Raw genomic sequence first — 24,901 nt, forward strand, 5'->3', positions numbered from 1 at the left:
GCCTAAAATTTGAGTAAGCTATGAGCACTTTATTAACTGTAAAATCATTAAATTACGATACTTCAACCTCTACCTTATTAAGCGATATTTCTTTTACCATTCAACAAGGTGACCGCATTGGTTTAATTGGCCATAACGGGAGTGGAAAAAGTACATTATTGAAGCTAATAACCCAACAACTGTTTCCTAATAGTGGCAGTATTACCTATGCAAATCATTGTGTTACTGCTTATATTGAACAACATTTACCCGATAAAATCGCTTGTTTGACTCTGATTGATGCACTTGTTCAAAAACTCCCTGAACAAGATAAAGCCACTGAGCGCTGGCGGGCTGAAGTTTTATTATCAGAATTAGGTTTTACACCTGAACAATGGGAACAAAAAGCGAATGCAATCAGTGGAGGACAACATACACGTTTGCTGCTGGGGCGTGCTTTAATTGAACAACCCGATTTACTGTTACTCGATGAACCTAGTAATCATTTAGATTTGCCCACACTTATTTGGTTAGGTAATTTCTTACAGTCATGGAAAGGGAGTTTTGTGCTAATTTCCCATGACCAATCGTTATTAGATAAAGTCAGTAACTGTACTTGGATTTTACGAGATAAATCATTACATTTTTATCGGTTACCTTGCAGTGCAGCACGGCAAGCATTAAGTGAAAAAGACATCACTGATGCACGCCGTAATCAAGCAGAGCAAAAAGAAATTGACCGTATTGCATCAAGTGCCAAGCGTTTAGCGATTTGGGGGCATGTGTATGACAATGAAGCCTTATCACGCAAAGCTAAACAGATGGAAAAACATATTGACCGTCTTAAAGATGCCCAAACTGAGCTAACTGAAGGCTATCAATGGAAGCTTGCTTTAAATGGCAAAGCTATTCCTGCAGATAGAGTTTTAGAGTTGGAAAACACCGTTGTTTCAACACCGAATGGAAATCAGTTATTTAAAACGGCATTTCATCAAGTGAAAAGTGGTGATCGTATCGCTATCATGGGAGCCAATGGCTGTGGTAAATCAACACTATTACGTCTACTTTGGCAACATTATCAACAAAATTTACGCTATAGCTCACAATTGAAGTTTCATCCAGCAATTCGTGCTGGTTATTATGACCAACAATTAGAGCAGTTAAATGATAATGATAGCCTATTAGATGCACTACGTCATTTTTCACCTTTAACCGATGAACAACGAAAAATGGCATTGATTGGAGCGGGGTTTGCCTATAATCGTCACCAACAGAAAGTGGCAACACTGAGCGGTGGTGAACGCTCTAGATTATTGTTTATTGGTTTAAGTTTAGCTCAGTATGAGTTGATTTTATTGGACGAACCTACCAATCACCTTGATCTAGAAGGCAAGGAAGCGCTTTGTGAGCAAATTAGCTTATTTTCTGGGGCATTATTGGTTGTAAGCCATGATAAATGGCTCATTGAAAATAGCTGCCAACGCTTCTGGTTTATCGATGATAATCGGCTAGAGGAATACCTTAATGCTGATGATATTTATCATAAAATCGAGCAGCAATCCCAGCAAGTGTTAACGTCTACGCTTGGGGAAAATGGCCCTTCTAAATCAACGATTGAAATTCTCAGTAAGGAAACTACTTATGAAGATGAGTTGTTAGAAACATTGCTGATATTGGAGCAAAAGCTACTTGCGGATCAAAAACGCAAATTAAGCCACCAAAAACCGCAATTACAGCAGCAGTGGATCAACGAAATAGCCCAAATACACGCTAAATTGGGCTTGTAACCGATACCCCTGGTTACGTTAAGTGATCAGGGGATTTTTTATGAAGTTATATATTGATATAGGATCATAGCTAAAGTTTACAAAATAATTATATGCACCCTAAAATTTACCTTATTGATGGAATAATAGAAGACTGAGTCGCGTTGTTCATCAATAAGAAAATAAATAAGGTTGACCCTGTAAATAATTCTGTGTATTTGCCTTTCATTAAATGTGACCGTCTAGGCGGTCACCAAACTCAATAATAAAACGACTCATCGCCTGTTTCCAGTTTTGAATTGGCATACTCCATTTTTTAGAGGCTGATTCGATGGCGAGATAAACCACTTTTCTGACCGAATCATCAGTTGGGAATACTTTTCGCTTCTTAATGGCATGACGAATAACACTATTGAGTGATTCAATCGCATTTGTCGTGTAAATCGCTTTGCGGATATCATCGGGGTAAGCAAAAAACGTATTTAAATTCTCCCAATGCGCATACCAACTTTTACTGATTTGTGGGTATTTTTCATCCCAAATAAGGGCGAACTTTTCAAGTGCTATCAGGGCGGAGGCCTCTGTGGCGGCACGATACACCGTTTTTAGCCCAGCGGTGACTGCCTTGTAATCCTTCCATGACACATATTTCAGGCTATTTCGTACCATGTGTATGATACATAACTGGATTTGAGTTTGCGGATATACACTATTGATGGCGTCTGGAAAGCCTTTTAAGCCATCAACACACGCAATCAGGATATCTTGAACACCTCGATTTTTCAGCTCCGTTAAAACCGATAACCAAAATTTAGCGCCCTCATTTTCAGCCATCCACATCCCTAAGAGTTCTTTATGTCCTTCGGTGTTGATGGCTAAAGCAAGAAAAACCGATTTATTGATGACGCTGCCATCGTGACGCACCTTAACGACAATACAATCAAGGTAAACAATAGGATAGAGTGATTCTAAGGGCCGATTTTGCCACTCCTGAACTTGCTCTTTAACCGCATCAGTGACTTTTGAAATCAATGTGGGTGAGACATCCGCATCGTACATTTCTTTGAATGTGGCTACGATTTCACGGGTTGTCATGCCCTTGGCGTAAAGAGAGAGGATTTGACTATCCATTTGAGTGATACGTGTTTGATTTTTCTTGATTAGCTGGGGCTCAAAGCTGCCTTCACGGTCGCGTGGTGTGTTTAACTCAAATTCACCATCATCGGTTAACAGTGTTTTAGATGAGTAGCCATTTCGTGAGTTAGAGCCTGATTTAGGCGCATTTTTCTCATGTCCTAAATGCTCAGTTAGCTCCGCATTTAACGCGGTTTCAACGGTGAGTTTAGTGAGCATCCGAGTGAACTGATTGAGATCAGCTTCGGTTTTAATTCCTTTTGCGAACTCAGCCGCAAGTGCTTTAAGTTTTTTCTCGTCCATAATCTGCCTACTTTTTAGTTGGAGTTAACATATCAAAAGTAGGCAAATACACAATTTAAATTACAGTCTCATAAGGTTTATTCTTTATGTCTTTTAAGTGAATAAAGATTTTGTAAACTATCTAATTGGTTATTTTATTTTTTGTTTCTTTGCTCGCTTAAAATATGAAGTTGGCACATTAGGGCATACAACCTCTTTAAATTTAACGTCTTTATTCGTCTTCACAGACGGTTCATTTTCAGATGAAACCGGGGCGTTGCTCTGTGGTATTTTGCTTGTCTCTTTCATATATAAACGCTCTTTTGCTTGTATAATATCATTCGTTTTAGCCATTTGATTTTCCCTCTGCCACTAACACTGCATTGACTTGCTCAATACGTTCCACTGCTCGGTTAATGATCTCAACGACTCTTGTTGTCTCTTCTTTCGTCAACTGTTGTATCACGATTTGGTGTCTCAACAATGACTTAAATTTATCTACAGCGCATTCAATTTCATTAGCGAATTGATTACCTGCTTTTAATTCCTGAGCATATTTTAATTTTAGTTGAACTTCTGCCAATATTTCAGCTTTGAGTAATAAAAAACAGCGACCTTCTGGCGTTATGACATAACACTTACGCCCTTTTCCATTATCTTTACCCGCCGAAATAAACCCTAACTCCTCTAATAACGTCAAAGTTGGATATATCACACCTGGGCTTGGGCAATAAAAACCTGCCGTTTCTTCTGCAATTTTTTTTATTAACTCATAACCGTAATTAATTCCCCCTGTCAGTAAATGTAGGATATAAATCCTTAACTGTTTAGGGTTAAACATACGACTGACACTTTTACCGTTGCACAAACACGGCTCGAGTTGTTGTTCATTTGCCATTAAAATTCTCAGTGGTTATTTATATAAAAACCGATATATCTAATATGATAGTTACTTTTACAGAAAATGCCAGCTTTAGATATATCTATTTTTGTGCATAACGTGCTAATGATAATCATTCTTATATGGATTATACCGACTAAATGTCGACACAACAGTAAAAAATGTGCGGTAAATTGTCTAACTGAGTAAAGTTGGCAATAGATATGAAATTAACCTATTTTTGAAGTGATAAAGCCAGCCGTCGGTATGTTGGCTGGCTATAGAAGCGAAGTGCAATTACCCAATATTAGGTAATATGTTGAAAACAATCCCTAACTGAACACCAATGACTATAATTCCACAAATAAATACTAATGAAAGACCTAATCCACCGCCTAACACTTGATATTTCCGTTGGTTTAATGTTCTTGATTTAAATGCCATAGCACTAGGTAATAATAAAGCCAGTATTGAAAGTGCGATTGCGGCATACCCTAACGCCATCACAAACCCTTTAGGATAAAATAAAGCAAAAACTAGCGGTGGTCCAAAGGTGAGCAAACCTGTTTGTAGACGCCCTGAAGCATTATCTTGACGTTTAAATAAGTCTGCTAAAAAGTCAAATAACCCTAAAGCAACCCCAAGGAAAGATGTCGCTAGAGCCAAGCTCATGAACATTTGTGCAATTAACTCTGTTTTTCCTGATTGAGCCACATCCTTAATTGCATCTAATAGTCCATTAAGCCCTGCGTTTTCAGCCAAAATACCAACGAACGTGGTTGTACCAATACTCCCTAAGGTTGCGATTTGCCATAAAATATAAGCAATCAATGGGATAGCACTTCCGATGATAAAAATAACCCGCAATTTTTTGACATCCCCTCCCATGTATTTAACGATACTTGGGACGCTACCATGAAAACCAAATGAGGTAAAAAATACCGGTATCGCAGATAAAATGAGAATTTTTTCAGTTGGCGCAGCCAATAAATTTTGTTGCTCAACATGCGGTATCATTAATGCCAATATAATGACTAGGAAAACAATTTTTGCAGCAAATAAAATACGGTTGATAAAATCTACGGATGAAGTCCCGAAACATACAACGCCACCGCCAATGACGGTAAATACAACAATTCCCATCCAATCGGCCATTTCAATGGCAAAACTACTTTTTAAATTTGAAGTAATGATTTCCCCTGCACCACTGACATAAGCCGCTGTCAGTGCATACATAAGGAACATCATACTGAAACCCGTAATAAATTTGCCACTAGACCCTAAATACCGCTGCGCAACACTACCAATCCCCGTTTCGTGGGATTCATGTTGATAAACCTCGACCAAAAGCAATGCTGTGTAACACATCAATGCCCATAACACTAATAACATAGCCAAGCTAACTAAAAACCCATTACCCGCAGCCGCGATAGGCATAGCTAACATACCTGCGCCAATCGTAGTACCTGCAACAATAAATACACTACCAAGTGTGCGATTTTTCATATTGAGATCCTAACAATCAATTAAATATTAATTTTATAATTGGAATGATTTGACTTATTTTCTTCATTAATGAGTTGTTGCAGTTTATCTTCAAATATATTTTTTAACTCCGCCCAATAGGTTTCAAAATGTGCCCTATCACGCAAGCAATGCGTCATGATCGCTGCCCGTAGTACATAAATTGACCGCACTTTATGCCATTCGTTATCAGAGAACTGTGCATCTCGACATAAATTCAATGGATTATCACCATATTCGTCATAAGTTAGCGAAGTTGATGAGGTGAGAAAATCATTAGAATAACTCCGACCAGCTGCATAAGAGCATAATTCATATAGCCGCTTATTGAGCTGATTTTGCTTTTCTAAAGAGGTGTTTCCGATTTCACGAAACATAAAGTTAATCATGTGAAAATCAGGCGTAGGCATCGCTATAATTGAAAATTGACGCTCATCAATAATGAAAGGCTCACATTGATTAATTTTGTCAATCATCCAATTAGCGGTGATGATCCCTGCGGCAATCACTTTTCCATACCCTAAAACATTTAATGGGACTAAGCGGTGTGCAGCCCATACCGCTGCGGCGGTTGCGCCCGCTTTTGACCCTTCCATGATGGAAGAGCCAAGTAATACATTTTGCGTTTTTTCTGCTTTACGCTGTTTTTCTTGCACTTCTTCAAATACATAAGCGGCATGGTAAGAAACCAAATCTACAATCCGCTTATCTTTCATACAAATTGCCCCCGCCGCATACGAAATAAACCCCACTTTATGAGGGTCAACGGTAATAGAATCAGCTTGGCTTAATGCTTTAAAACTTTCATACACATCGCGTTTTGGCCACACCATATTTTCAGGGAAAATTCCTTCACTATGATACCGTTGGATTAAATTCTCATACTCCATAAATTGATTTTCTTCATCACGAAACATCGCACAAGCGTATCCCGCATAAGCAGCATCGATATGCACATAAAAAGAAACACCAAAACGTTGCTCACATTCACGTCGTAGCTCAATGACTTCTTTGACATTGTCAATTGCGCCAGTTTCTGTGGTTCCCATAACGGCAACGACTGCTAAAATAGGCTCTTCTTGCTCAATCAATGCAAATACGGTTTCACGCATTTTACACACATCCGTTCGATAACTTGCATCAACGGGTAGTTGCACAATATTCTGTTGGCCTAAACCAAGGATATCCATCGCTTTCATCCATGAATAATGTTTAGACTGGGGAACCAATAACTTACCAAGTTTTCCTTGCTCTACTCCAACTCCACGGCAGGTTAAATCACGAATTTCCTCAAAAATTTGCTGTTTCTTTAATTCGTCAATTAAGTCTAGAACTGTAGATACTGAAAGATTGAGCAACTCTTTTTCGGTTTTCCCCTTTAGCAAGTATTGGGATTTTGGGTGCTGCATAACCGCCAACGGTAGTGTTTTAATATTTCTAGCCACCCATAATCCTTCATAGTTAGCTACTGTCCCACCTGATGTAATATGCCCCCAAGCATGTTGTACGTCATAACCAAACATGGCACATAAATCTAATCCGGCCTCTATTTCTAAAACGGTTGTCGTCGGAGAAGATTCTTGTGCACAATTATTAGGGTTGTACATCATCGCCATAACATAAGCTAAATTAGAAATCATCAGCGTATCTGCATTCATATGGCCCATATAACGTGGAGAGAACCATGGAACTGATGTTGTTTTTAATTTTGAAGAGAGTTGATTAAGAATACCTTCTGTACGATATAACGTATCTCGGTATTCAGGGGCATAGCGGTCAACGGTAGAGATAAGATCAGGGTCTTCTGGATTATAGCTAGAGCGCCAATGCATGTGTTCACTCACTGAATATTCCATCATTTCTTTAAAAAAGACAGCATTTTCAGATTTAGGGCCTAAAAACAATGCATCTACATTCATCTTTGCATTTTTAAAATTATTCATCATTACTACACCTTCAAACTGCAATTAGCAGCCGCTAGTTGCATTTAAGTCACTTAACTTAATATCATTGGAAAGTGCATAACGGGCTGTGTTTATATAAAAAATATCAATATATTAATGATATACATTTAAAAATATCATTTAAGGATTACTTATTGATAAACAAACCGTTAATGGCCAACTTGTTTATAGATATAATCTATTTTTATTAAATTATTAACAAACCAATTGGAATTTCATTCTAATTTGTGGACGAGCACAAAAAATCAAAATTTAGTTAACTGTAAAGAGATATTTACGCTAAAAAGACTTGATTATGTGAATTATTTGTTATAAATAGACTGGTTTTTACTATTATAAATATATCGTAATACAACAATAAAAACCAGATTAAAAAATTATAGTCAATTGTTTATTAGGATAATTTTACCAGTAAGGTCACCTGATTCCATATACTCATGAGCGTCTTTTACTTGGGCTAAAGGGTAGATCTTGTTAACAATAGGTTTAATTTCACCTTTTTGTAACATTCCCCAAACTTGTTCTTTGAGCTCTTGTGCGATCAAAACTTTTTCTTCAATAGTTCGAGAACGCATTGTTGATCCCGTATGAGTTAATCTTTTTACCATTAAAGGCATCATATTTAACTCTTTAGGGTTACCTTTCATCATACCAATTTGAATTATTCGTCCAAATTTAGCAGCAACTTGATAATTTTTCGCAACATAATCACCACCGATAATATCTACGACCATATCAACACCTCGAGAAGAGGTATAATTGAGTGTTGCTTCAACAAAATCATCGTTTCTGTAGTTAATAACACAATTTGCGCCTAACGATTTTGCAACTTGAACTTTGTCTTCTGAACCAACAGTAGTAATCACTGTTGCGCCAAAGGCTTTTGCTAACATAATCGCCACGCTACCAATTCCCGATGTTCCACCGTGAATAAGTACCGTTTCGTCTTTTTTAAGTTTGCCTATTTGAAAAACATTTGCCCAAACAGTGAAAAAGTTTTCAGGTATCGCTGCACCCTCGATAAAAGATAAATTCCCTAACGGTAAGGCTATGTTTTTATGCACTAAACAATATTCTGCATAACCTCCCCCGGCAACCAGTCCACAAACTTTGTCTCCGAGCTGCCATTCCTCTACATCATCCGCCTTGGCAACTATAGTTCCTGCAATTTCAAGCCCCATAATCGGAGAAGCATCTGCCGGTGGAGGATAAGACCCCTTACGCTGAAAAATATCAGGGCGATTAACCCCCGCAGCTTCCACCTTAACGAGCAAATACCCTGCAGAAATTCTAGGTAACGGTATATCAATTAATCGCAGCTTTTCTGGTCCACCAGGTTCTATAATGTCTACAACTGTCATCGAGGTGGGTAAAGACTGTTGGATAAGTGCCATTATATTCTCCTTTTTGAGGTTAATTTGAAAAATTGATATTCCTAAATTTATTTTTGTGTTAAATTAATGCTAATTAGTTTAATATTTCGTGCTTAATTACGACAGTTTAGAGTAGTAACTACTATGATGATGTAAGTCATCTTTTTATCGTTTAGAGGCTAAAATTTAATCTATATCAAATTATATACTTAGTAATCTTCTTTAATTTAGCATGAATATCTAAATTCACTAATTTCTCACATGCCTTCTGATTGGCTTTTTTGTTTATTAAGTCGATTCTGTCATACATTACTACTTACTAGTTGCATTATCTTATGTTAAAATTGACTCATATCAATAATTTTAACTTGATTGAGCCTTAAATATGATCCCAGAAAAAAGAGTTGTTCGTCGCATCCAGTCTGGTGGTTGTGCTATTCATTGCCAGGACTGCAGTATTAGCCAACTTTGCATTCCTTTTACGCTGAATGAACATGAACTGGATCAACTTGATAATATTATCGAACGCAAGAAACCAATTCAAAAAGGCCAAGCTTTATTTAAAGCAGGCGATGAATTGCGTTCATTATATGCCATCCGCTCAGGTACAATAAAAAGCTATACAATAACCGAAGAAGGCGATGAGCAAATTACTGGTTTTCACTTAGCAGGAGACCTTGTTGGCTTTGATGCTATCATTCATACACAGCACCCAAGTTTTGCACAAGCACTTGAAACTTCAATGGTTTGTGAAATACCTTTTGAAACCTTAGACGACTTATCAGGCAAAATGCCTAATTTACGTCAGCAAATTATGCGTTTAATGAGCGGTGAAATTAAAGGTGATCAAGAAATGATCCTTTTATTATCTAAGAAAAATGCGGAAGAGCGTTTAGCTGCATTTATTCTTAACCTCTCTCACCGCTTTGCGGAACGTGGTTTTTCACCAAGAGAATTTAGATTAACCATGACTCGTGGAGATATCGGTAATTATCTTGGCTTAACAGTTGAAACCATTAGTCGCCTTTTAGGACGTTTCCAGAAAAGTGGCATGCTAAGTGTTAAAGGTAAGTACATCACTATCGAGGATATGGCTAAACTGACTGATATCGCTGGTAAAGTTTCAGCAATTACATGCTAATATCCCTAAACGGATCACGTTATCAGTGATCCGTTTTCATTTTTTCCTCCAGATTTCTTGCCTATTTAATCTCAATATCATAGTTTATCTATATGGAAATATCCGTGTATCGAGAGGATTTCAATATGGCAAACTATAAAAACCTGCTAGTTGCAATTGACCCAAATCAGGATGATCAACCTGCATTAAGACGTGCTGTCTACATCGTGCAGCGTAATGGTGGACGGATAAAAGCGTTTTTGCCTATCTACGACCTTTCCTATGACATGACAACATTACTGTCCCCTGAAGAGCGTAATGCCATGCGTAAAGGTGTAATAAGCCAAAAAGCAGCGTGGATCAAACAACAAGCTCATTTCTATCTTGAAGCAGGCATTGATATTGAAATTAAAGTTATTTGGCACAACAAGCCATATGAGGCCATTATTCAGGAGGTTATCAGTGGTGAACATGACTTATTACTGAAAATGGCACATCAAACCGATAATTTCGAGTCAATTATTTTTACCCCGTTAGACTGGCACTTACTCCGAAAATGTCCTGCTCCCGTCTGGATGGTGAAAGATAAAGTATGGCCAGACCACGGTTCAGTGGTTGTTGCCGTTAATTTATCAAATGAGGAATCTTATCACGATGACCTCAATATCAAATTGGTCGAAAAAACAAAAGACTTAGCAACACGCATTATTAAAGAACAGGAAATTCATTTAGTAAGCGCATATCCTGTTGCCCCAATGAATATTGCCATAGAGTTGCCCGATTTCGACCCGAGCTTATATAACAACGCACTACGTGGCCAACATTTAATTGCGATGAAAGAGCTACGGCAAAAATTTGGGATTGATGAAAAGTACACCCATGTCCGTGAAGGTCTACCTGAGAAAATTATTCCTGACATGTGTGAAGAATTACATGCGGGGGTTGTGGTGCTGGGTATTTTAGGCCGTACAGGCATTTCAGCGGCTTTTTTGGGGAATACCGCGGAGCATGTCATCGATAAGCTAAAATGTGATTTATTAGCGATTAAACCTGACGGTTTTGTTTGTCCTATCAACCCTGCTGATGATGATTAACTAATCATCTAAAACCTATTAATCCCCAATAATATTTATGTTATTGGGGCTTAATTTAATCATGGCTAAGTTATTGCTGAACTGAACTTTGACTAAGTATCGGCCAAGCTTGCATCGCATTAAAAATGACTTGATTAAGTCTTTCAAGATCAATTCCATCACAAGCTTGTATGGTAAAACCATCAATTACCGTTATATAAAAATCAACGATAGCTTCAATCGGCGCATCTGGAGCAACATCACCATCATCAATGCCTTTACGCATACGTGCCAGTAGAATTTCCTGATAACTTTTCCGTTTTTCTTGGACGTTTAATTGCACATCTTCGATTTGCTTTGACCCATTCATTGTCGCTGTAATCAGCATACAACCCGCGGGCTTGTTTGGCTGAATTAGCCTTTTAGCGCTTTCATACATCAGTAATTCAATTGCAATTTTCGCTGTTTTAGCTTGCTTTACAATAGACAAAATAGGACAAGCTTCATTCATCAAATAATAATCAATACATTGATTAAACAACGATGCTTTATCACCAAAAGCACAGTAAAGGCTAGGCGCTGTGATACCTAGCTCTTGAGTTAAATCGCTAATTGAGGTTGCAACATAGCCATTTCGCCAAAACAATAGCATGGCTTTAGCTAGTGCTGCTTGTTGGTCAAAGCCTTTAGGCCGCCCGCGTTTTATTTGATTCATATTCTCACTTTACTCGCAGTCAATTCACTATACCACAACTATTTTATAGTGATCATTATAAAAATAATTGACAACGTCTAAATTCACATAAACAATAGCGCCATGATTTTATAGCGGTCACTATAAAATCATTCTTTTTTGTAAACTACTTAATTTTCATGGAAAGCGCATGACAACAACTCATATTTCTTCGCACAATGGTAACTGGCTTTCACTATTATCTGCAACTTTTGCTTGCTTCATTATTGTTACTGGTGAGTTTTTAGCCATTAGTGTGCTAAATAACATCGCTTATGATTTTCAAATATCAACAGGTACCGCAGGGCTTACAGTCACTGTCACATCTATCGCAGGTATGGCATCCTCCCTATTCGTCCCCATTTATGCCAAAAATATCGATAGACGCCAAGTCTTACTTTTCTTAGTTGCTCTCATGATATTAGCTAATGCAATTACGGCTTTCGCGTCTAATTTTAGCTTAGTTTTATTAGGTCGATTCGCATTAGGAATTGCACTAGGGGGTTTTTGGGGAGTTGCAGCAGGCTTAGTGATACGTCTAGCACCTAAAAATATGTCAATTACCACATCCGTAACAATATTCTTTTCAGCTGTCACATTAGTCACCGTGCTCGGAGTACCTCTAGGCGCTTGGTTATCCGATAACTATGGTTGGAGAATGCCTTATATTGCGCTGGTTATTGCAGGTGCTGTCGCGTTTTTAATGCAGTATTTCTCTTTACCATCATTAAAACCTTCTTCGTCTATGCAATGGAAGGAATTGTTATTGATGCCTTCGCACCCTATTGCGCGTAAAGGGTTAATTATATTCACACTGATTTTTTTAGCACATTTCTCTGCGTATAATTATTTTACGGTGTTCTTTAAACAAACTGCAGGTTTTATCGAAGGACAAATTTCAGCATTATTGCTCTTTTTTGGAGTGGCCAGCGTAGTTGGCAATATACTGGCGGGTTATGTTGGAAAATATAATGTTCGTTATAATTTCGCGATTAGTGCACTTTTATTAGCCTTAGCTTTTCTCGCATTATCTGTTTTAGATTTTAATTGGGCGACCAGTATCATATTTGTTTTTTCATGGGGGATCGCTGCGGGTATGGTTCCTGCAACAATCAATATGTGGATGCACGTTCATGTTCCGGAATTAACCGAGAAAGGTTCCGCCCTTATTACCTTTATGTTTTTAATTCTAATTACTATTGGCAGTCTAGTAGGAGGATACGTCATGGACCATTTCAATGGCGGAGTTCTCATGATGAGCATGCTGACTATATCTACATTTGCGTTTTTATTAGTGTTTACTTTTGCTCGAGGGTTAACCAATTGTGCTCGATTTTGCCTCAAATGATGCGTTTATAAGACTGCATCACATACACTGATTTAGCTTTCAAATATCAAGAAGGGGTGACTGGAATTAACCAATCACCCCTTCTTATTTACTTTACTAATTATTTTGAAATGAATTAGTGACTCATTAAATTACAATGCACGTAAGATTGCATCAACGCTATCTTTCGCATCACCAAACAACATCTGTGTATTTTCTTTGAAGAATAATGGGTTTTGTACCCCAGCATAGCCAGTATTCATCGAACGTTTAAATACAATAACATTGCTTGCTTTCCAAACTTCAAGAACTGGCATACCTGCAATTGGGCTGTTTGGATCTTCTTGAGCCGCTGGGTTAACCGTATCGTTAGCACCAATAACAAGAACGGTATCGGTATCAGAGAAATCATCATTAATTTCATCCATTTCCAATACGATATCATAAGGTACTTTAGCTTCGGCTAATAATACGTTCATATGGCCAGGTAAACGCCCAGCTACAGGGTGAATACCAAAACGCACATTAATACCACGTTCACGTAATTTAGTGGTGATATCCGCAACAGGGTATTGTGCTTGTGCTACCGCCATACCATAACCCGGAGTGATAATTACTGATGTTGAGTTTTTCAACATTTCAGCGACTTCCTCTGCGGTGCTTTCGCGATACTCACCCATTTCTTCTTCTGTGCCTGTTGAAGAGCCATCTGTACCGAAGCCTCCTGCAATAACACTGATAAACGAACGGTTCATCGCCTTACACATAATATAGGACAGAATCGCACCTGAAGAACCGACCAATGCCCCTGTGACAATCAGCAAGTCATTACTTAACATAAAACCTGCCGCTGCTGCAGCCCAACCTGAATACGAATTCAGCATTGAAACCACCACTGGCATGTCCGCGCCACCAATTGAAGCGACTAAATGCCAGCCAAAAGCTAAAGCTATGGCGGTCATAATTAGCATCAAGAAAACTTGCAAGCCGACACTTTCTGTTTTAACAAAAATCACTAACAGAATAAATGAAACCACTAACGCCGCTAAATTCAGTTTATGGCGATTAGGTAACATCATCGGTTTTGATGACATTTTCCCTGATAATTTACCATAAGCGACTACTGAACCAGTGAAGGTAACTGCACCAATGAAGATCCCTAAGAAAACTTCAGTTAAGTGAATGTTTTCCATCACAACATCAGCATGCCCTTCACTGGCGATAAAGCTGTTAAAACCAACCAGCACTGCAGCTAAACCGACGAAACTATGTAAAATAGCCACCAGCTCAGGCATTTCTGTCATTTCAACTTTTTTCGCTAAGCGAATACCAATGACAGCACCAATGACCATCGCAACGATCATCCAGCCCACATTAGCACTGTGAGGACCTAAAATAGTGGCTATCAAGGCGATAGCCATCCCGATAATGCCATAAGTATTCCCACGTTGGGAACTTTCATGACGGGATAGCCCCGCAAGGCTGAAAATAAATAGGATAGCAGCAACTATGTAAGCTGCTGTCACAATTCCACTCGACAACATAAGTTACCCCTTACCCTTTACGAAACATTTTTAACATGCGTTGAGTTACAGTGAACCCACCGAAAATATTGATACTCGCGATCAATATGGCGATAAAGGATAAGAAGCTTACCCAGCCACCGCTGCCAATCTGGAGCAAGGCGCCCACGACGATGATCCCTGAAATAGCGTTAGTGACTGACATTAACGGTGTATGCAATGCATGAGTCACATTCCACACCACGTAATAACCAACCACACAAGCTAATGCAAATACCGTAAAGTGCGATAAAAACTCTTTTGGTGCTGAATTAGCAAACCAACCAAACAAGATGATAGCTAATGCCATCAAGCCATATTTTACCGTCGGTGACATCTTTTTCTCAGGCGCTTTAACTTTTTCCACCGCTTTTGGTTTCGCCTGCGGCTGAGCAGATACCTGAATTGGGGGCGCTGGCCAAGTGATTTCACCTTGTTTAATCACAGTGACCCCACGAATTACCAGATCTTCAAAATCAATGTCTATTTCACCATTTTTCTCTTTGCACAATAACTTCATCAAGTTAACGAGGTTTGTTCCATATAACTGTGATGACTGTGTTGGTAAACGGCTTGGTAAGTCGGTATAACCAATGATTTTTACACCATTATCAGTCACAACCAGCTTGTCAGCTTGGGTTAACTCACAGTTCCCTCCGGTTTGCGCCGCTAAGTCTACAATCACACTCCCCGGCTTCATTGATTCAACCATTTCCTTGGTAATCAATTTAGGTGCAGGCTTACCTGGAATCAGTGCCGTAGTTACAATGATATCGACTTCTTTCGCTTGTGCAGCGAACAGTTCCATCTCAGCTTTAATAAATGCTTCTGACATTACTTTGGCGTAGCCATCGCCACTACCAGCCTCTTCTTTGAAATCTAATTCAAGGAATTCAGCACCCATACTCTGAACTTGCTCTTTCACCTCAGGACGAGTGTCAAAGGCACGCACAATGGCACCTAAACTACCAGCAGCGCCAATCGCAGCAAGGCCTGCAACCCCTGCCCCGATGATCATGACTTTCGCTGGAGGAACTTTACCTGCGGCCGTAATTTGCCCCGTAAAGAAACGGCCAAATTCGTGAGCAGCTTCAACAATTGCACGGTAGCCAGCAATATTCGCCATTGAGCTAAGCGCATCAAGTGATTGAGCACGTGAAATGCGTGGTACCGCATCCATCGCCATCACGTTAACTTTCCTAGCTTTTAAAGCTTCCATTAGCTCAGCATTTTGTGCCGGCCAAATGAAACTCACCAGTGTTGCCCCTCCTTTTAACAGAGGAATTTCATCATCCAGTGGCGCGTTGACTTTAAAAACGATATCCGCAGCAAATGCAGTATCACGATCAACGATTTCTGCCCCCGCTTGTTCGTATGCTACATCATCAAAACTGGCTAAATGACCCGCATTTTGTTCTACACAGACAGAAAAACCTAACTTAAGAAGTTGAGTTACTGTAGATGGTGTAGCCGCAACACGCGCTTCATTGGCAAGTCGTTCTCTTGGTATACCAATACGCATAATGTTCCCTTTTTAATGCCTAACGTAATGTTGTTAATAGAGTGTTTGCTAAAATAATGACTGTCATCACAGAGAAAAGTCTTATTTTGTGCTTAAACAGATTTTTAATGTTCTAATAACCTACTGAAAATAAGCTTCTTGATCCATAATTGATCACGATTCTTAGACAGTAAATGGAATTCGCAGTGAAAATCTTAGTTTTAGGTCAATAAAATACTGGATACTTTAAAAAATCTGGTAAATTTAACTAGTCAATAATTATTTATTTCTCATAAAAATAAAATCATGAGACAACAGGTTCCGTTACGTGTAATAATCACGTACATGTGATACAACTAAGATTCAGCATGTTTATAATAAATTGCGCAAGGCGGAAGGATTTTGTATGAAGCTGAAAACTACGGTCATCGCAGCCGCGGTGTTATCATTAACTAGTATAACTGCTACTCAGGCGGCTGTTGAATTGACGCCAAAACAGGCTACTGAATTAAAACCTTATGAGCGTATAACAGTCACCGGGCGCTTTAATGCTATTTATGAAGCATCCGATGCAGTCTCCCGTAGGGCTGATAAAATGGGGGCATATGCCTTTTACATTCAAAGCCTTGATGATGTAGGTGATAGCGGCAACATGCGTGTTGTTGCTGATGTCTACGCAAAAGATGCACCACAAGTTGATACACCAAAACGTCGTGTATTCGGTGGTGTTGAGGAAATGTCAAAAACTGACGCAACAGAATATGAGCCTTTTGATACTGTTACTGTAAGCGGTTTTTACCCTTCTCAACCAGACCTATATGAGGCTATTGCAAAAAAAGCACTTGAGAAAAATGCTGCCTCGTTCTATGTGGTTCGTAATATCGCAATGAATGATGGTGGAAATACATTAGCAACTGCTTATATCTATAAAAAAGATGCACCGAAACGACAAGTTCTTAATGAAGAGGCAGTAGTTCCTGCCGATTCTGACGCTGGTCGTGCTCTGTTAGCAGAAGGCGGTGAAGCGGCTAAAAAGGTTCGCATTCCTGGCGTTGCATCTTCTGAAGAACCAACAACCGCAGTCGGACGCTTCTTTGAAACCTCTAGCAGTCAACCGGGTCGTACTAGTGTGACTCTGCCAAGTGGTTATGTTATCGAAGAGGTCAACAAAACAGCAGCTGCACAAATGGTTCCATTTGACTCTATTACATTCTCTGGATATTACACCAATACGCCTGAAGTACGTTACCAAATAGCAAAACGTGCGGAAGCGAAAGGGGCTAAATATTTTCATATTACAAGAGAATGGCAATCTAATGGTGGCAGTGTCACTATCAGTGCAGACTTGTTTAAATAGTCCTAATTTATGTGATATTAAAACCAGCCTACTCGGCTGGTTTTTTTGTTTTTATACTTTCTCTTTACGTTATTTATTTTCTTTGGCTCTATTCACTTCCATTCTTTTAAAAAAATGCATAAAACATCTTTAAAAATGCATACATTGCCATTGCATATCTGTCATTTCGTTCGTAGAATCCACACCTATGAAAACATGTAGTCATTCTATCTGCTTTTTTAATGGCTACTAGTTAAACTCATTATTGTAATGGCACTTTAACGTCATTTTAACTTTTGATTTCTGAACGTTCAGGATTTACTTTGAAAAATACTTTGAGTCTTACCGCACTAACTGCGCTAGTTCTTAGCTCAATGGTTGGCGCCGGTGTTTTTAGTCTCCCTCAAAATATGGCGGAAGTTGCCAGCCCACTCGCATTAATAATTGGTTGGTCAATTACAGGTGTGGGTATCCTCTTTTTAGCATTTGCCCTATTGTTGCTTTCCCGCATACGTCCTGACCTTGACGGTGGAATATTTACTTACGCAAAAGTCGGCTTCGGGGAATTAATTGGTTTTTGCTCGGCGTGGGGTTATTGGCTATGTGCGGTAGTTGCCAATGTGTCTTATCTTGTTATCGTATTCGCAGCAATCAGTTTTTTTACTGATACTCCTGACAACATTATTTTTGGTGATGGAAATACATGGCAAGCCCTAGTCGGAGAATCAATACTCCTTTGGTTTGTTCACTATTTAGTTCTTCGTGGAGTACAAACAGCCGCTGGAATTAATAAACTTGCTACAATGGCCAAACTGGTTCCTCTTGGCTTATTTATTGTATTGGCTTTTTTTGCGTTTAAACTTGATATTTTCAATGCAGATTTTAGTGGTATCGAATTTGGTGTTCCAGTTTGGGAACAAGTCAAAGATACCATGCTGATTACACTATGGGTATTTATTGGTATCGAAGGTGCCGTTGTCGTCTCTGCACGAGCGAAAAACCGCCGCGATGTTGGCTTAGCAACTATTTTCGCTGTGAGTTCTGCTTTAATTATCTATATTCTAGTAACCTTACTTTCTTTAGGTATTATGCCTAGAGCTGAACTTGCAGAAATAAAAAATCCATCCATGGCCCCACTCATGATAAGTTTAATTGGTTCAAGTGGTGATATTATTATTGCAGCGGGCCTAATTATTTCTGTTTGTGGGGCATATCTAAGTTGGACGATTATGGCCGCTGAAGTACCTTATATTGCAGCCCAATACCAATCATTTCCTAAAATATTTAATAAATTAAATAAGAATGATGCTCCATCATCTTCTTTATGGCTCACTAATGGTGCAGTACAGCTATCTTTGGTTCTTATTTGGCTTAGTGGGAGTAATTACAATACATTGCTTACCATTGCCTCTGAAATGATTTTAGTCCCCTATTTCCTTGTTGGTGCATTTTTAGTAAAAGTAGCTTTTGAACGTCATAATAAAGCATTACTTGCCGTTGGAGCTATTGCCAGCCTTTATGGTCTATGGTTGCTTTATGCATCAGGGTTAATCAATTTACTATTATCCGTCGTTTTATATGCCCCTGGTATTTTGGTATTTTTCTATGCTCGCCAGCAGCAAACCAACCAAATGCCATTAAAAGCGATTGAAAAAATCATGGCATATGCCATTGCTATCGGCGCTATCCCAGCGCTCTATTATTTGGTTGCCTAGTTTTAGAAACGAGGGCTTAATTTTAACCCATAAATTTAAGCCTTCATTTACTGCAACATCCTGTTTTTTTGATTACTAAATCACTCCATAATTTTCTAGTCGTAATTTCCTTCACAATTTTCGCCCTCCTTTACAATTTCCCCTCTCCTTTGCTGGTTAAAATTTCTGTTGTATGAGCTTCGATGCTTATATTTTTATCATTCATTAGTATGTTGTAACTAAATGATTAAGGCCAACTAAAAATGAAAAGCGCTTCACATACAGAATACGTGAAGCGCTAATTAGTCAAAATAAGGCTTACAGTTGTTGAGATAACTGTTCCATCGCCTGCATAATTCGCTTATCCGAAATTGGATATGGCGTTCCAAGCTGCTGGGCAAACAGACTGACTCTCAGTTCTTCAATCATCCAGCGAATTTCTTGGACTTCTGGCATATTTCTCTGAACTGGAGATAATTTTACTAACCATTGCTGCCACATATTCTGAACATGCTCTACTTTACTCAGTTGTGCACGATCTCGGTTAGGATCAATAGCTAGTTTTTCTAATCGCCGCTCTATTCCATTTAAATAACGAAGAATATCAGGTAAGCGTTTCCAACCATGAGTAGTCACAAAACCTTTAAACACTAAGTTCGACATTTGTGTTTTTATATCCGATAACGCTATTGCCATCGAAAAATCAACCCGCCCTTTTAGACGTTTATTGATTGCAAACACCGCCGTTAATATTTGTTCAACTTGCTTAGCAATATTAACAACCACATCATTTAATTCTGCCCGTGCAAGCTCTTTCAGTTTTTCAAACTGTTCTTCATTCCATACCGCGCCACCAAAATCAGAGATTATTTGGTCGACACCACAAGCAATACAATCATCTATTAACTCCAATACCTTGCCATAGGGGTTAAAGTACAAACCCAATTTTGATTTATTGGGTAGTTTTTCATGTAAATACTTAATTGGCGATGGAATATTTAACAGTAATAATCGACGCACCCCAGCCCACATTGCTTGCTGCTGTTCTAATTCTGTTTCAAACACCTTGATACCAACACTATTTCTTTCATCGACTAATGCAGGATAAGCTTTAACGGAATATCCGCCTCTCTTTTGCTCATAGCGTTGAGGTAATTCACCAAAACTCCAAATATGTAACCCATGTTGCTCAATACCGTCATCTACAACTTCAGACAACGTTTCTTGCACTTTTTCTTTTAGGCTATTTTTTAGCTCATCAAGATTTTGCCCTTCCGCAACGGTTTTATTTTTGTCGCCTACAACACGATATGTCATTTTTAAATGAGCGGGAAGTTGCTCTAATTGCCATGATTCACGTTCAACAGTGACACCTGTCATACGGCGTAATTCACGTTCAAGTTTATCCAATACACTCCCCTCAGGCTCAGGGACTCGTTCTAAAAATGCAGAAGCATAGTTAGGTGCAGGAACAAAATTTCGCCTAATTGGTTTAGGTAATGATTTAATTAAAGCAACGATTAACTCATGACGCAGTCCCGGAACTTGCCAATCAAAGCCAATATTCTGAACCTGATTCAATATCGCAAGTGGTACATGGACAGTCACTCCATCTGCATCAGTTCCTGGCTCAAATTGATAACTCAACCGAAATTTCAAATCCCCTTGATACCAATAGTTTGGGTAATCAAGAGCCGAAACATTACTCGCATCCTCCTTGATCAGCATACTTTTTTCAAAGCTTAACAAGTCAGATTGTTGCTTAGATGCCTTTTTCCACCAATTATCAAAATGACGAGAGGAAATCACATCATTCGGGATCCGTTGGTCATAAAATGCAAATAACGTTTCATCATCAACTAAAATGTCACGCCGACGTGATTTATGCTCCAAATCTTCGACTTCAGATAATAATTTCAGATTTTCTTTAAAGAATGCGTGGCGTGTGACCCAATCCCCTTCAACCAATGCATGACGAATAAATAATTCACGGCATAATAACGGGTCAATATTCCCATAATTAACCTGCCTTGATGCAACAATGGGTAGCCCATATAAAGTCACTTTTTCTGACGCCATTACCGCGCCTTCAGATTTAGACCAATGAGGCTCACTATAACTATGTTTAGTTAAATGTTCTGCTAAGGGTTCAACCCACTCAACATCGATTGATGCGGCAATTCTTCCCCATAATTTCGACGTTTCAACAAGTTCCGCAACCATTGCCCATTTCGGTGGTTTTTTAAATAAACCCGACCCAGGAAAAATAGTAAAACGTGCATTTCTAGCCCCAGTAAACTCGTGTTTATCTGCATCTTTTTGTCCAATATGTGAAAGCAGCCCAGCCAATAACGAAACGTGAATGCTCCGAAAATCAGCCTCCGCACTATTAATGGCAAAACCTTGCTCTTTTACCACTTGCCTCAATTGGGTATACAAATCTTGCCATTCCCGAATACGCAAATAATTAAGAAAATCTTGGCGACACATTTTTCTAAATTGAGCGTTAGAAAGCTGTGTTTGTTGTTCTTTTAAGTAATCCCAAAGATTTAAAAAAGCTAAGAAATCTGATTGCTTATCATGGAAACGACGATGTTTTTCATCGGCAGCTTGCTGTTTGTCTAACGGTCTCTCCCTAGGGTCTTGAATTGATAATGCAGAAACAATCACCATTGTTTCACGTACTGCCCCGTGTTTACGTGCTTCAATCACCATACGAGCAAGTCTTGGGTCAACAGGAAGCTGGGCTAACTGCCTGCCTATATCCGTTAGTTGATACCCTTTATCCGCCTGTTTATGGGACTTAATGGCACCTAGCTCCTCCAGTAATTTCACACCATCTTGGATATTACGTTTATCTGGAGCCTCCACAAATGGAAATGCAGAAATATCACCAAGACCAATAGAAGTCATTTGTAATATAACTGACGCTAAATTCGTCCGTAAAATTTCAGGGTCCGTGAACTCTGGGCGTGATAAGAAGTCATCTTCTGAGTATAAACGAATACAAATCCCGTCAGAAACACGGCCACAGCGCCCCTTACGTTGGTTAGCTGAAGCTTGAGAAATGGCTTCAACAGGAAGACGTTGTACTTTGGTACGGTAACTATAACGACTGATTCGTGCATAACCGGTATCAATGACATATTTGATACCAGGTACAGTTAATGATGTTTCTGCTACGTTTGTTGCAAGAATGATCCGACGTCCTCCATGAGGATGAAAGATGCGATTTTGCTCACTATTAGAAAGCCTTGCGAATAATGGTAAGATTTCAGTATGACGTAAAGAAAGTTTTGATAACGCATCTGCGGTATCACGAATTTCCCGCTCACCACTCATAAAAATCAATATATCGCCATTACCTTCAACAGATAGCTCATTTACTGCATCTATAATCCCATCTATTTGGTCACGGTCGCTATCGTTCTGATCTCCCATAATAGGACGATAACGGACTTCAACCGGATAGGTACGGCCAGACACTTCAACAATCGGAGCATGATTAAAGTGTTTCGAAAAACGTTCTGGGTCAATAGTTGCTGATGTAATAATAACTTTTAAATCAGGGCGTCTTGGTAATAATTGACGTAAATAACCTAAAATAAAGTCGATATTGAGGCTTCTTTCGTGAGCCTCATCGATAATAATTGTGTCATATTGCAGCAGCAGTTTGTCATTTTGTAGTTCTGCAAGCAAGATACCATCAGTCATCAATTTGACTTGCGTTGTTTCACTCACTTGGTCACTAAAGCGTACTTTATAACCAACATTTGTACCTAATTCACATTCAAGTTCTTGAGCTAAGCGTGACGCAACTGAGCGCGCGGCTAAACGTCTTGGTTGAGTGTGACCAATAAATCCTAGAACCCCTCTGCCAAGTTCAAGGCAAATTTTGGGGATTTGCGTTGTTTTACCTGACCCAGTTTCACCAGCAATAATAACAACTTGATGTTTTTTAATGGCATCTAAAATGACATCTTTCTTCTGGCTAACCGGTAAATTATCCGGATACACAATTTTAGGCACATTTAATCTTTTAATTTCAACCTTTTGCTTTGCCTTTTCAATATCTATTTTGATAGCATCAAGTACCGCAGAGCGCGATTTTTCGTTCTGGATCTTTGCAATACCTTGCACTCTTTTTTTCAGTAACCATTGGTCACGTAATGAAGTTTGTCCAATATCAGCGGTTAATGCTGTCAGTATGGATTTCACCTGTTGAATCCTTATCTTTAATAAATTTCAATACACGATAGCCAATCAGCTTCGCAATTTGTGAGGGCTAAATTTCGCTTTTATTTTTAATTGTTGTTATCACATAAAAATACCATCAATTTTTTTGAAGAAAGCTATCTAATATTTTTCCTATCAATCAGTTACACATCACGTATTATTACCAATAAAGTTTTACCTAAAAAATAGAGGAACACATGAGTAAAGTATTACTATTGAAATCAAGTATTCTGGCTGACTATTCACAAAGCAATAAAATGGCAGATTACTTTATTCAACAATGGCAGGAAAAACACTCAGCAGATACAGTAACTGTACGAGATTTAGTCAAAGAGCCAATTCCAGCGATTGACGGTGAAATTTTAGCAGCTTTTGGTCCAAGTGACACGAAAACAGAACAACAACAAGCACATTTGGACCTGTCAAATGCATTGATTGAGGAAATTAAAGCTCACGATGTGATTGTTATTGCAGCTCCGATGTATAACTTTACGATTTCTTCTCATTTAAAACACTATTTCGACTTTATCGCTCGCTCAGGGCACACGTTTAAATATACAGAACAAGGTTCTGTTGGCTTATTAAAAGACAAGCGTGCCTATGTATTAACGAGTCGAGGCGGTATTTATAAAGACACACCAACAGATACCATGGTGCCTTATTTAACACTATTTCTAAATTTCATTGGTATTACCGACGTTGAGTTCGTTTTTGCTGAAGGCACGTCGTTAGGCCAAGAGTCAGTCGAACGAGCACATCAACAAGCACAAAGCCATATAAATACCATTATTGCTTAAAATATATCCTTTTAAGCATGGTATTGTTAAAACCCAAAGCTACCATTGCTATATCTTGCGCACTTTCTGAGTGCGCTTTTTATTTCTTTTGTAACCATTGACCATTAATTCCGCGCACAAACTCCCCAGGATTAGCCCGTTCTACAAGTTTTTGTCCTGCTATCCTTGCGACATCATTTGTTTTTAGATTATTTTTTGCAGCAATTTCGCTGTACCTTTTTTCCCGTTCTTGGTTAATTTGTGCCGCTAGTTTAGTAGCCTCTGGATTACTCGTATTAATTGGAGCTAAATACCCCGATAACGTTTCCCCTAATAGACCTGTTTCTTTGGCCTCATCAACCGTTATTGCTATAGCCTGAAAGGTAGTCAATAACGAACACAGGGCAAATACTTTGATTATTCGATTCATTTTGGGTTTACCTCACCGAACAAATCACTATTTTCTTTCAATAATTCTTCTACTTGCCTATCCGCTTTTATTTGGATTTCATGTTCAATTTTTACATTCATATTAATATTGATGGGTTTATCCGGTGTTGCGACCTCAACTCGCAAACAAGCTGATAACAACAACACAATCGATATAGCTGTAGTGAATTTTAATATTTTCACGTTCATTC

The 24,901-nt window shown here is 38.8% G+C and carries 19 protein-coding genes; 7 read left to right on the forward strand and 12 right to left on the reverse strand.

The annotated features are described in order from the left end of the window. The first annotated feature begins 20 nt into the window (after positions 1-20). Entirely contained in the window at positions 21-1,766 is a 1,746-nt protein-coding gene (locus P3L44_RS10600; RefSeq protein WP_272662404.1) for an ABC-F family ATP-binding cassette domain-containing protein, read from the forward strand. 207 nt (positions 1,767-1,973) lie between these two features. On the opposite strand, the gene P3L44_RS10605 is transcribed toward P3L44_RS10600, so the two are convergent. From P3L44_RS10605 to P3L44_RS10630, 6 genes are all read right to left on the reverse strand, one after another. After that, the gene (locus P3L44_RS10605; RefSeq protein WP_193834265.1) at positions 1,974-3,182 is read right to left on the reverse strand and encodes an IS256 family transposase; all 1,209 of its coding nucleotides are present in this window, start codon (positions 3,180-3,182) and stop codon (positions 1,974-1,976) included. 129 nt (positions 3,183-3,311) lie between these two features. After that, positions 3,312-3,515 (reverse strand): hypothetical protein, encoded by a 204-nt coding sequence (locus P3L44_RS10610; protein WP_004254804.1) that lies wholly within the window; start codon positions 3,513-3,515, stop codon positions 3,312-3,314. Then, positions 3,508-4,059 (reverse strand): PadR family transcriptional regulator, encoded by a 552-nt coding sequence (locus tag P3L44_RS10615; protein WP_004254808.1) that lies wholly within the window; start codon positions 4,057-4,059, stop codon positions 3,508-3,510. The genes P3L44_RS10610 and P3L44_RS10615 overlap by 8 nt, the downstream gene beginning before the upstream one ends. A 279-nt stretch (positions 4,060-4,338) precedes the next feature. Beyond that, positions 4,339-5,547: a tyrosine transporter TyrP gene (gene tyrP, locus P3L44_RS10620; RefSeq protein WP_140172456.1), complete on the reverse strand. Its 1,209-nt coding sequence runs from the start codon at positions 5,545-5,547 to the stop codon at positions 4,339-4,341. A gap of 20 nt (positions 5,548-5,567) precedes the next feature. Then, positions 5,568-7,508, reverse strand: a complete 1,941-nt coding sequence (locus P3L44_RS10625; protein ID WP_272662335.1) for a pyridoxal phosphate-dependent decarboxylase family protein — start codon at positions 7,506-7,508, stop codon at positions 5,568-5,570. Positions 7,509-7,912: 404 nt separating this feature from the next. Further along, positions 7,913-8,923 carry an NAD(P)H-quinone oxidoreductase gene (locus P3L44_RS10630; protein ID WP_140172455.1) on the reverse strand — a complete coding sequence of 337 codons (1,011 nt, stop codon included), beginning with the start codon at positions 8,921-8,923 and terminating at the stop codon, positions 7,913-7,915. Positions 8,924-9,287: 364 nt separating this feature from the next. Between P3L44_RS10630 and P3L44_RS10635 the strand changes: the two genes are divergently transcribed. Next, positions 9,288-10,043, forward strand: coding sequence for an FNR family transcription factor (locus P3L44_RS10635; RefSeq protein WP_004254821.1), 756 nt, complete (start codon positions 9,288-9,290; stop codon positions 10,041-10,043). Between the two features lie 125 nt (positions 10,044-10,168). Beyond that, a complete protein-coding gene (gene uspE / locus P3L44_RS10640; protein WP_140172454.1) occupies positions 10,169-11,116 on the forward strand; it encodes a universal stress protein UspE in 948 nt (315 codons plus the stop codon). A gap of 70 nt (positions 11,117-11,186) precedes the next feature. Here uspE and P3L44_RS10645 read toward each other — a convergent pair whose 3' ends face one another. Beyond that, positions 11,187-11,810 carry a TetR/AcrR family transcriptional regulator gene (locus P3L44_RS10645; protein WP_140172453.1) on the reverse strand — a complete coding sequence of 208 codons (624 nt, stop codon included), beginning with the start codon at positions 11,808-11,810 and terminating at the stop codon, positions 11,187-11,189. Between the two features lie 169 nt (positions 11,811-11,979). On the opposite strand from P3L44_RS10645, the gene P3L44_RS10650 reads away from it, so the two are divergent. Continuing rightward, a complete protein-coding gene (locus P3L44_RS10650; RefSeq protein WP_140172452.1) occupies positions 11,980-13,176 on the forward strand; it encodes an MFS transporter in 1,197 nt (398 codons plus the stop codon). 131 nt (positions 13,177-13,307) lie between these two features. On the opposite strand, the gene pntB is transcribed toward P3L44_RS10650, so the two are convergent. Beyond that, positions 13,308-14,696: a Re/Si-specific NAD(P)(+) transhydrogenase subunit beta gene (gene pntB / locus P3L44_RS10655; protein WP_094960629.1), complete on the reverse strand. Its 1,389-nt coding sequence runs from the start codon at positions 14,694-14,696 to the stop codon at positions 13,308-13,310. Between the two features lie 13 nt (positions 14,697-14,709). Next, a complete protein-coding gene (gene pntA / locus P3L44_RS10660) occupies positions 14,710-16,239 on the reverse strand; it encodes a Re/Si-specific NAD(P)(+) transhydrogenase subunit alpha (protein ID WP_200129127.1) in 1,530 nt (509 codons plus the stop codon). A 385-nt stretch (positions 16,240-16,624) separates the two neighbouring features. Here pntA and ydgH point away from each other — a divergent pair, with 385 nt between their 5' ends. Both ydgH and P3L44_RS10670 read left to right on the forward strand, forming a co-directional pair. Next, a complete protein-coding gene (gene ydgH, locus P3L44_RS10665; protein ID WP_140172450.1) occupies positions 16,625-17,575 on the forward strand; it encodes a DUF1471 family protein YdgH in 951 nt (316 codons plus the stop codon). A 353-nt stretch (positions 17,576-17,928) separates the two neighbouring features. After that, on the forward strand, positions 17,929-19,269 hold the full coding sequence (locus P3L44_RS10670) for a basic amino acid/polyamine antiporter (RefSeq protein WP_004254844.1): 1,341 nt from the start codon (positions 17,929-17,931) through the stop codon (positions 19,267-19,269). 297 nt (positions 19,270-19,566) lie between these two features. On the opposite strand, the gene hrpA is transcribed toward P3L44_RS10670, so the two are convergent. After that, a complete protein-coding gene (gene hrpA / locus P3L44_RS10675; protein WP_272662333.1) occupies positions 19,567-23,466 on the reverse strand; it encodes an ATP-dependent RNA helicase HrpA in 3,900 nt (1,299 codons plus the stop codon). A 215-nt stretch (positions 23,467-23,681) separates the two neighbouring features. Between hrpA and P3L44_RS10680 the strand changes: the two genes are divergently transcribed. After that, the gene (locus P3L44_RS10680; protein WP_140172448.1) at positions 23,682-24,281 is read left to right on the forward strand and encodes an FMN-dependent NADH-azoreductase; all 600 of its coding nucleotides are present in this window, start codon (positions 23,682-23,684) and stop codon (positions 24,279-24,281) included. 79 nt (positions 24,282-24,360) lie between these two features. Here P3L44_RS10680 and P3L44_RS10685 read toward each other — a convergent pair whose 3' ends face one another. Both P3L44_RS10685 and P3L44_RS10690 read right to left on the reverse strand, forming a co-directional pair. After that, the gene (locus P3L44_RS10685) at positions 24,361-24,690 is read right to left on the reverse strand and encodes a YdbL family protein (RefSeq protein ID WP_153673452.1); all 330 of its coding nucleotides are present in this window, start codon (positions 24,688-24,690) and stop codon (positions 24,361-24,363) included. Beyond that, a complete protein-coding gene (locus P3L44_RS10690; RefSeq protein WP_050763751.1) occupies positions 24,687-24,899 on the reverse strand; it encodes a YnbE family lipoprotein in 213 nt (70 codons plus the stop codon). Before P3L44_RS10690 ends, P3L44_RS10685 begins: the two co-directional genes overlap by 4 nt. Positions 24,900-24,901: the final 2 nt, after the last annotated feature.

Source organism: Providencia sp. PROV175 (genome assembly GCF_032707045.1).
Taxonomy (GTDB): Bacteria; Pseudomonadota; Gammaproteobacteria; order Enterobacterales; family Enterobacteriaceae; genus Providencia; species Providencia hangzhouensis.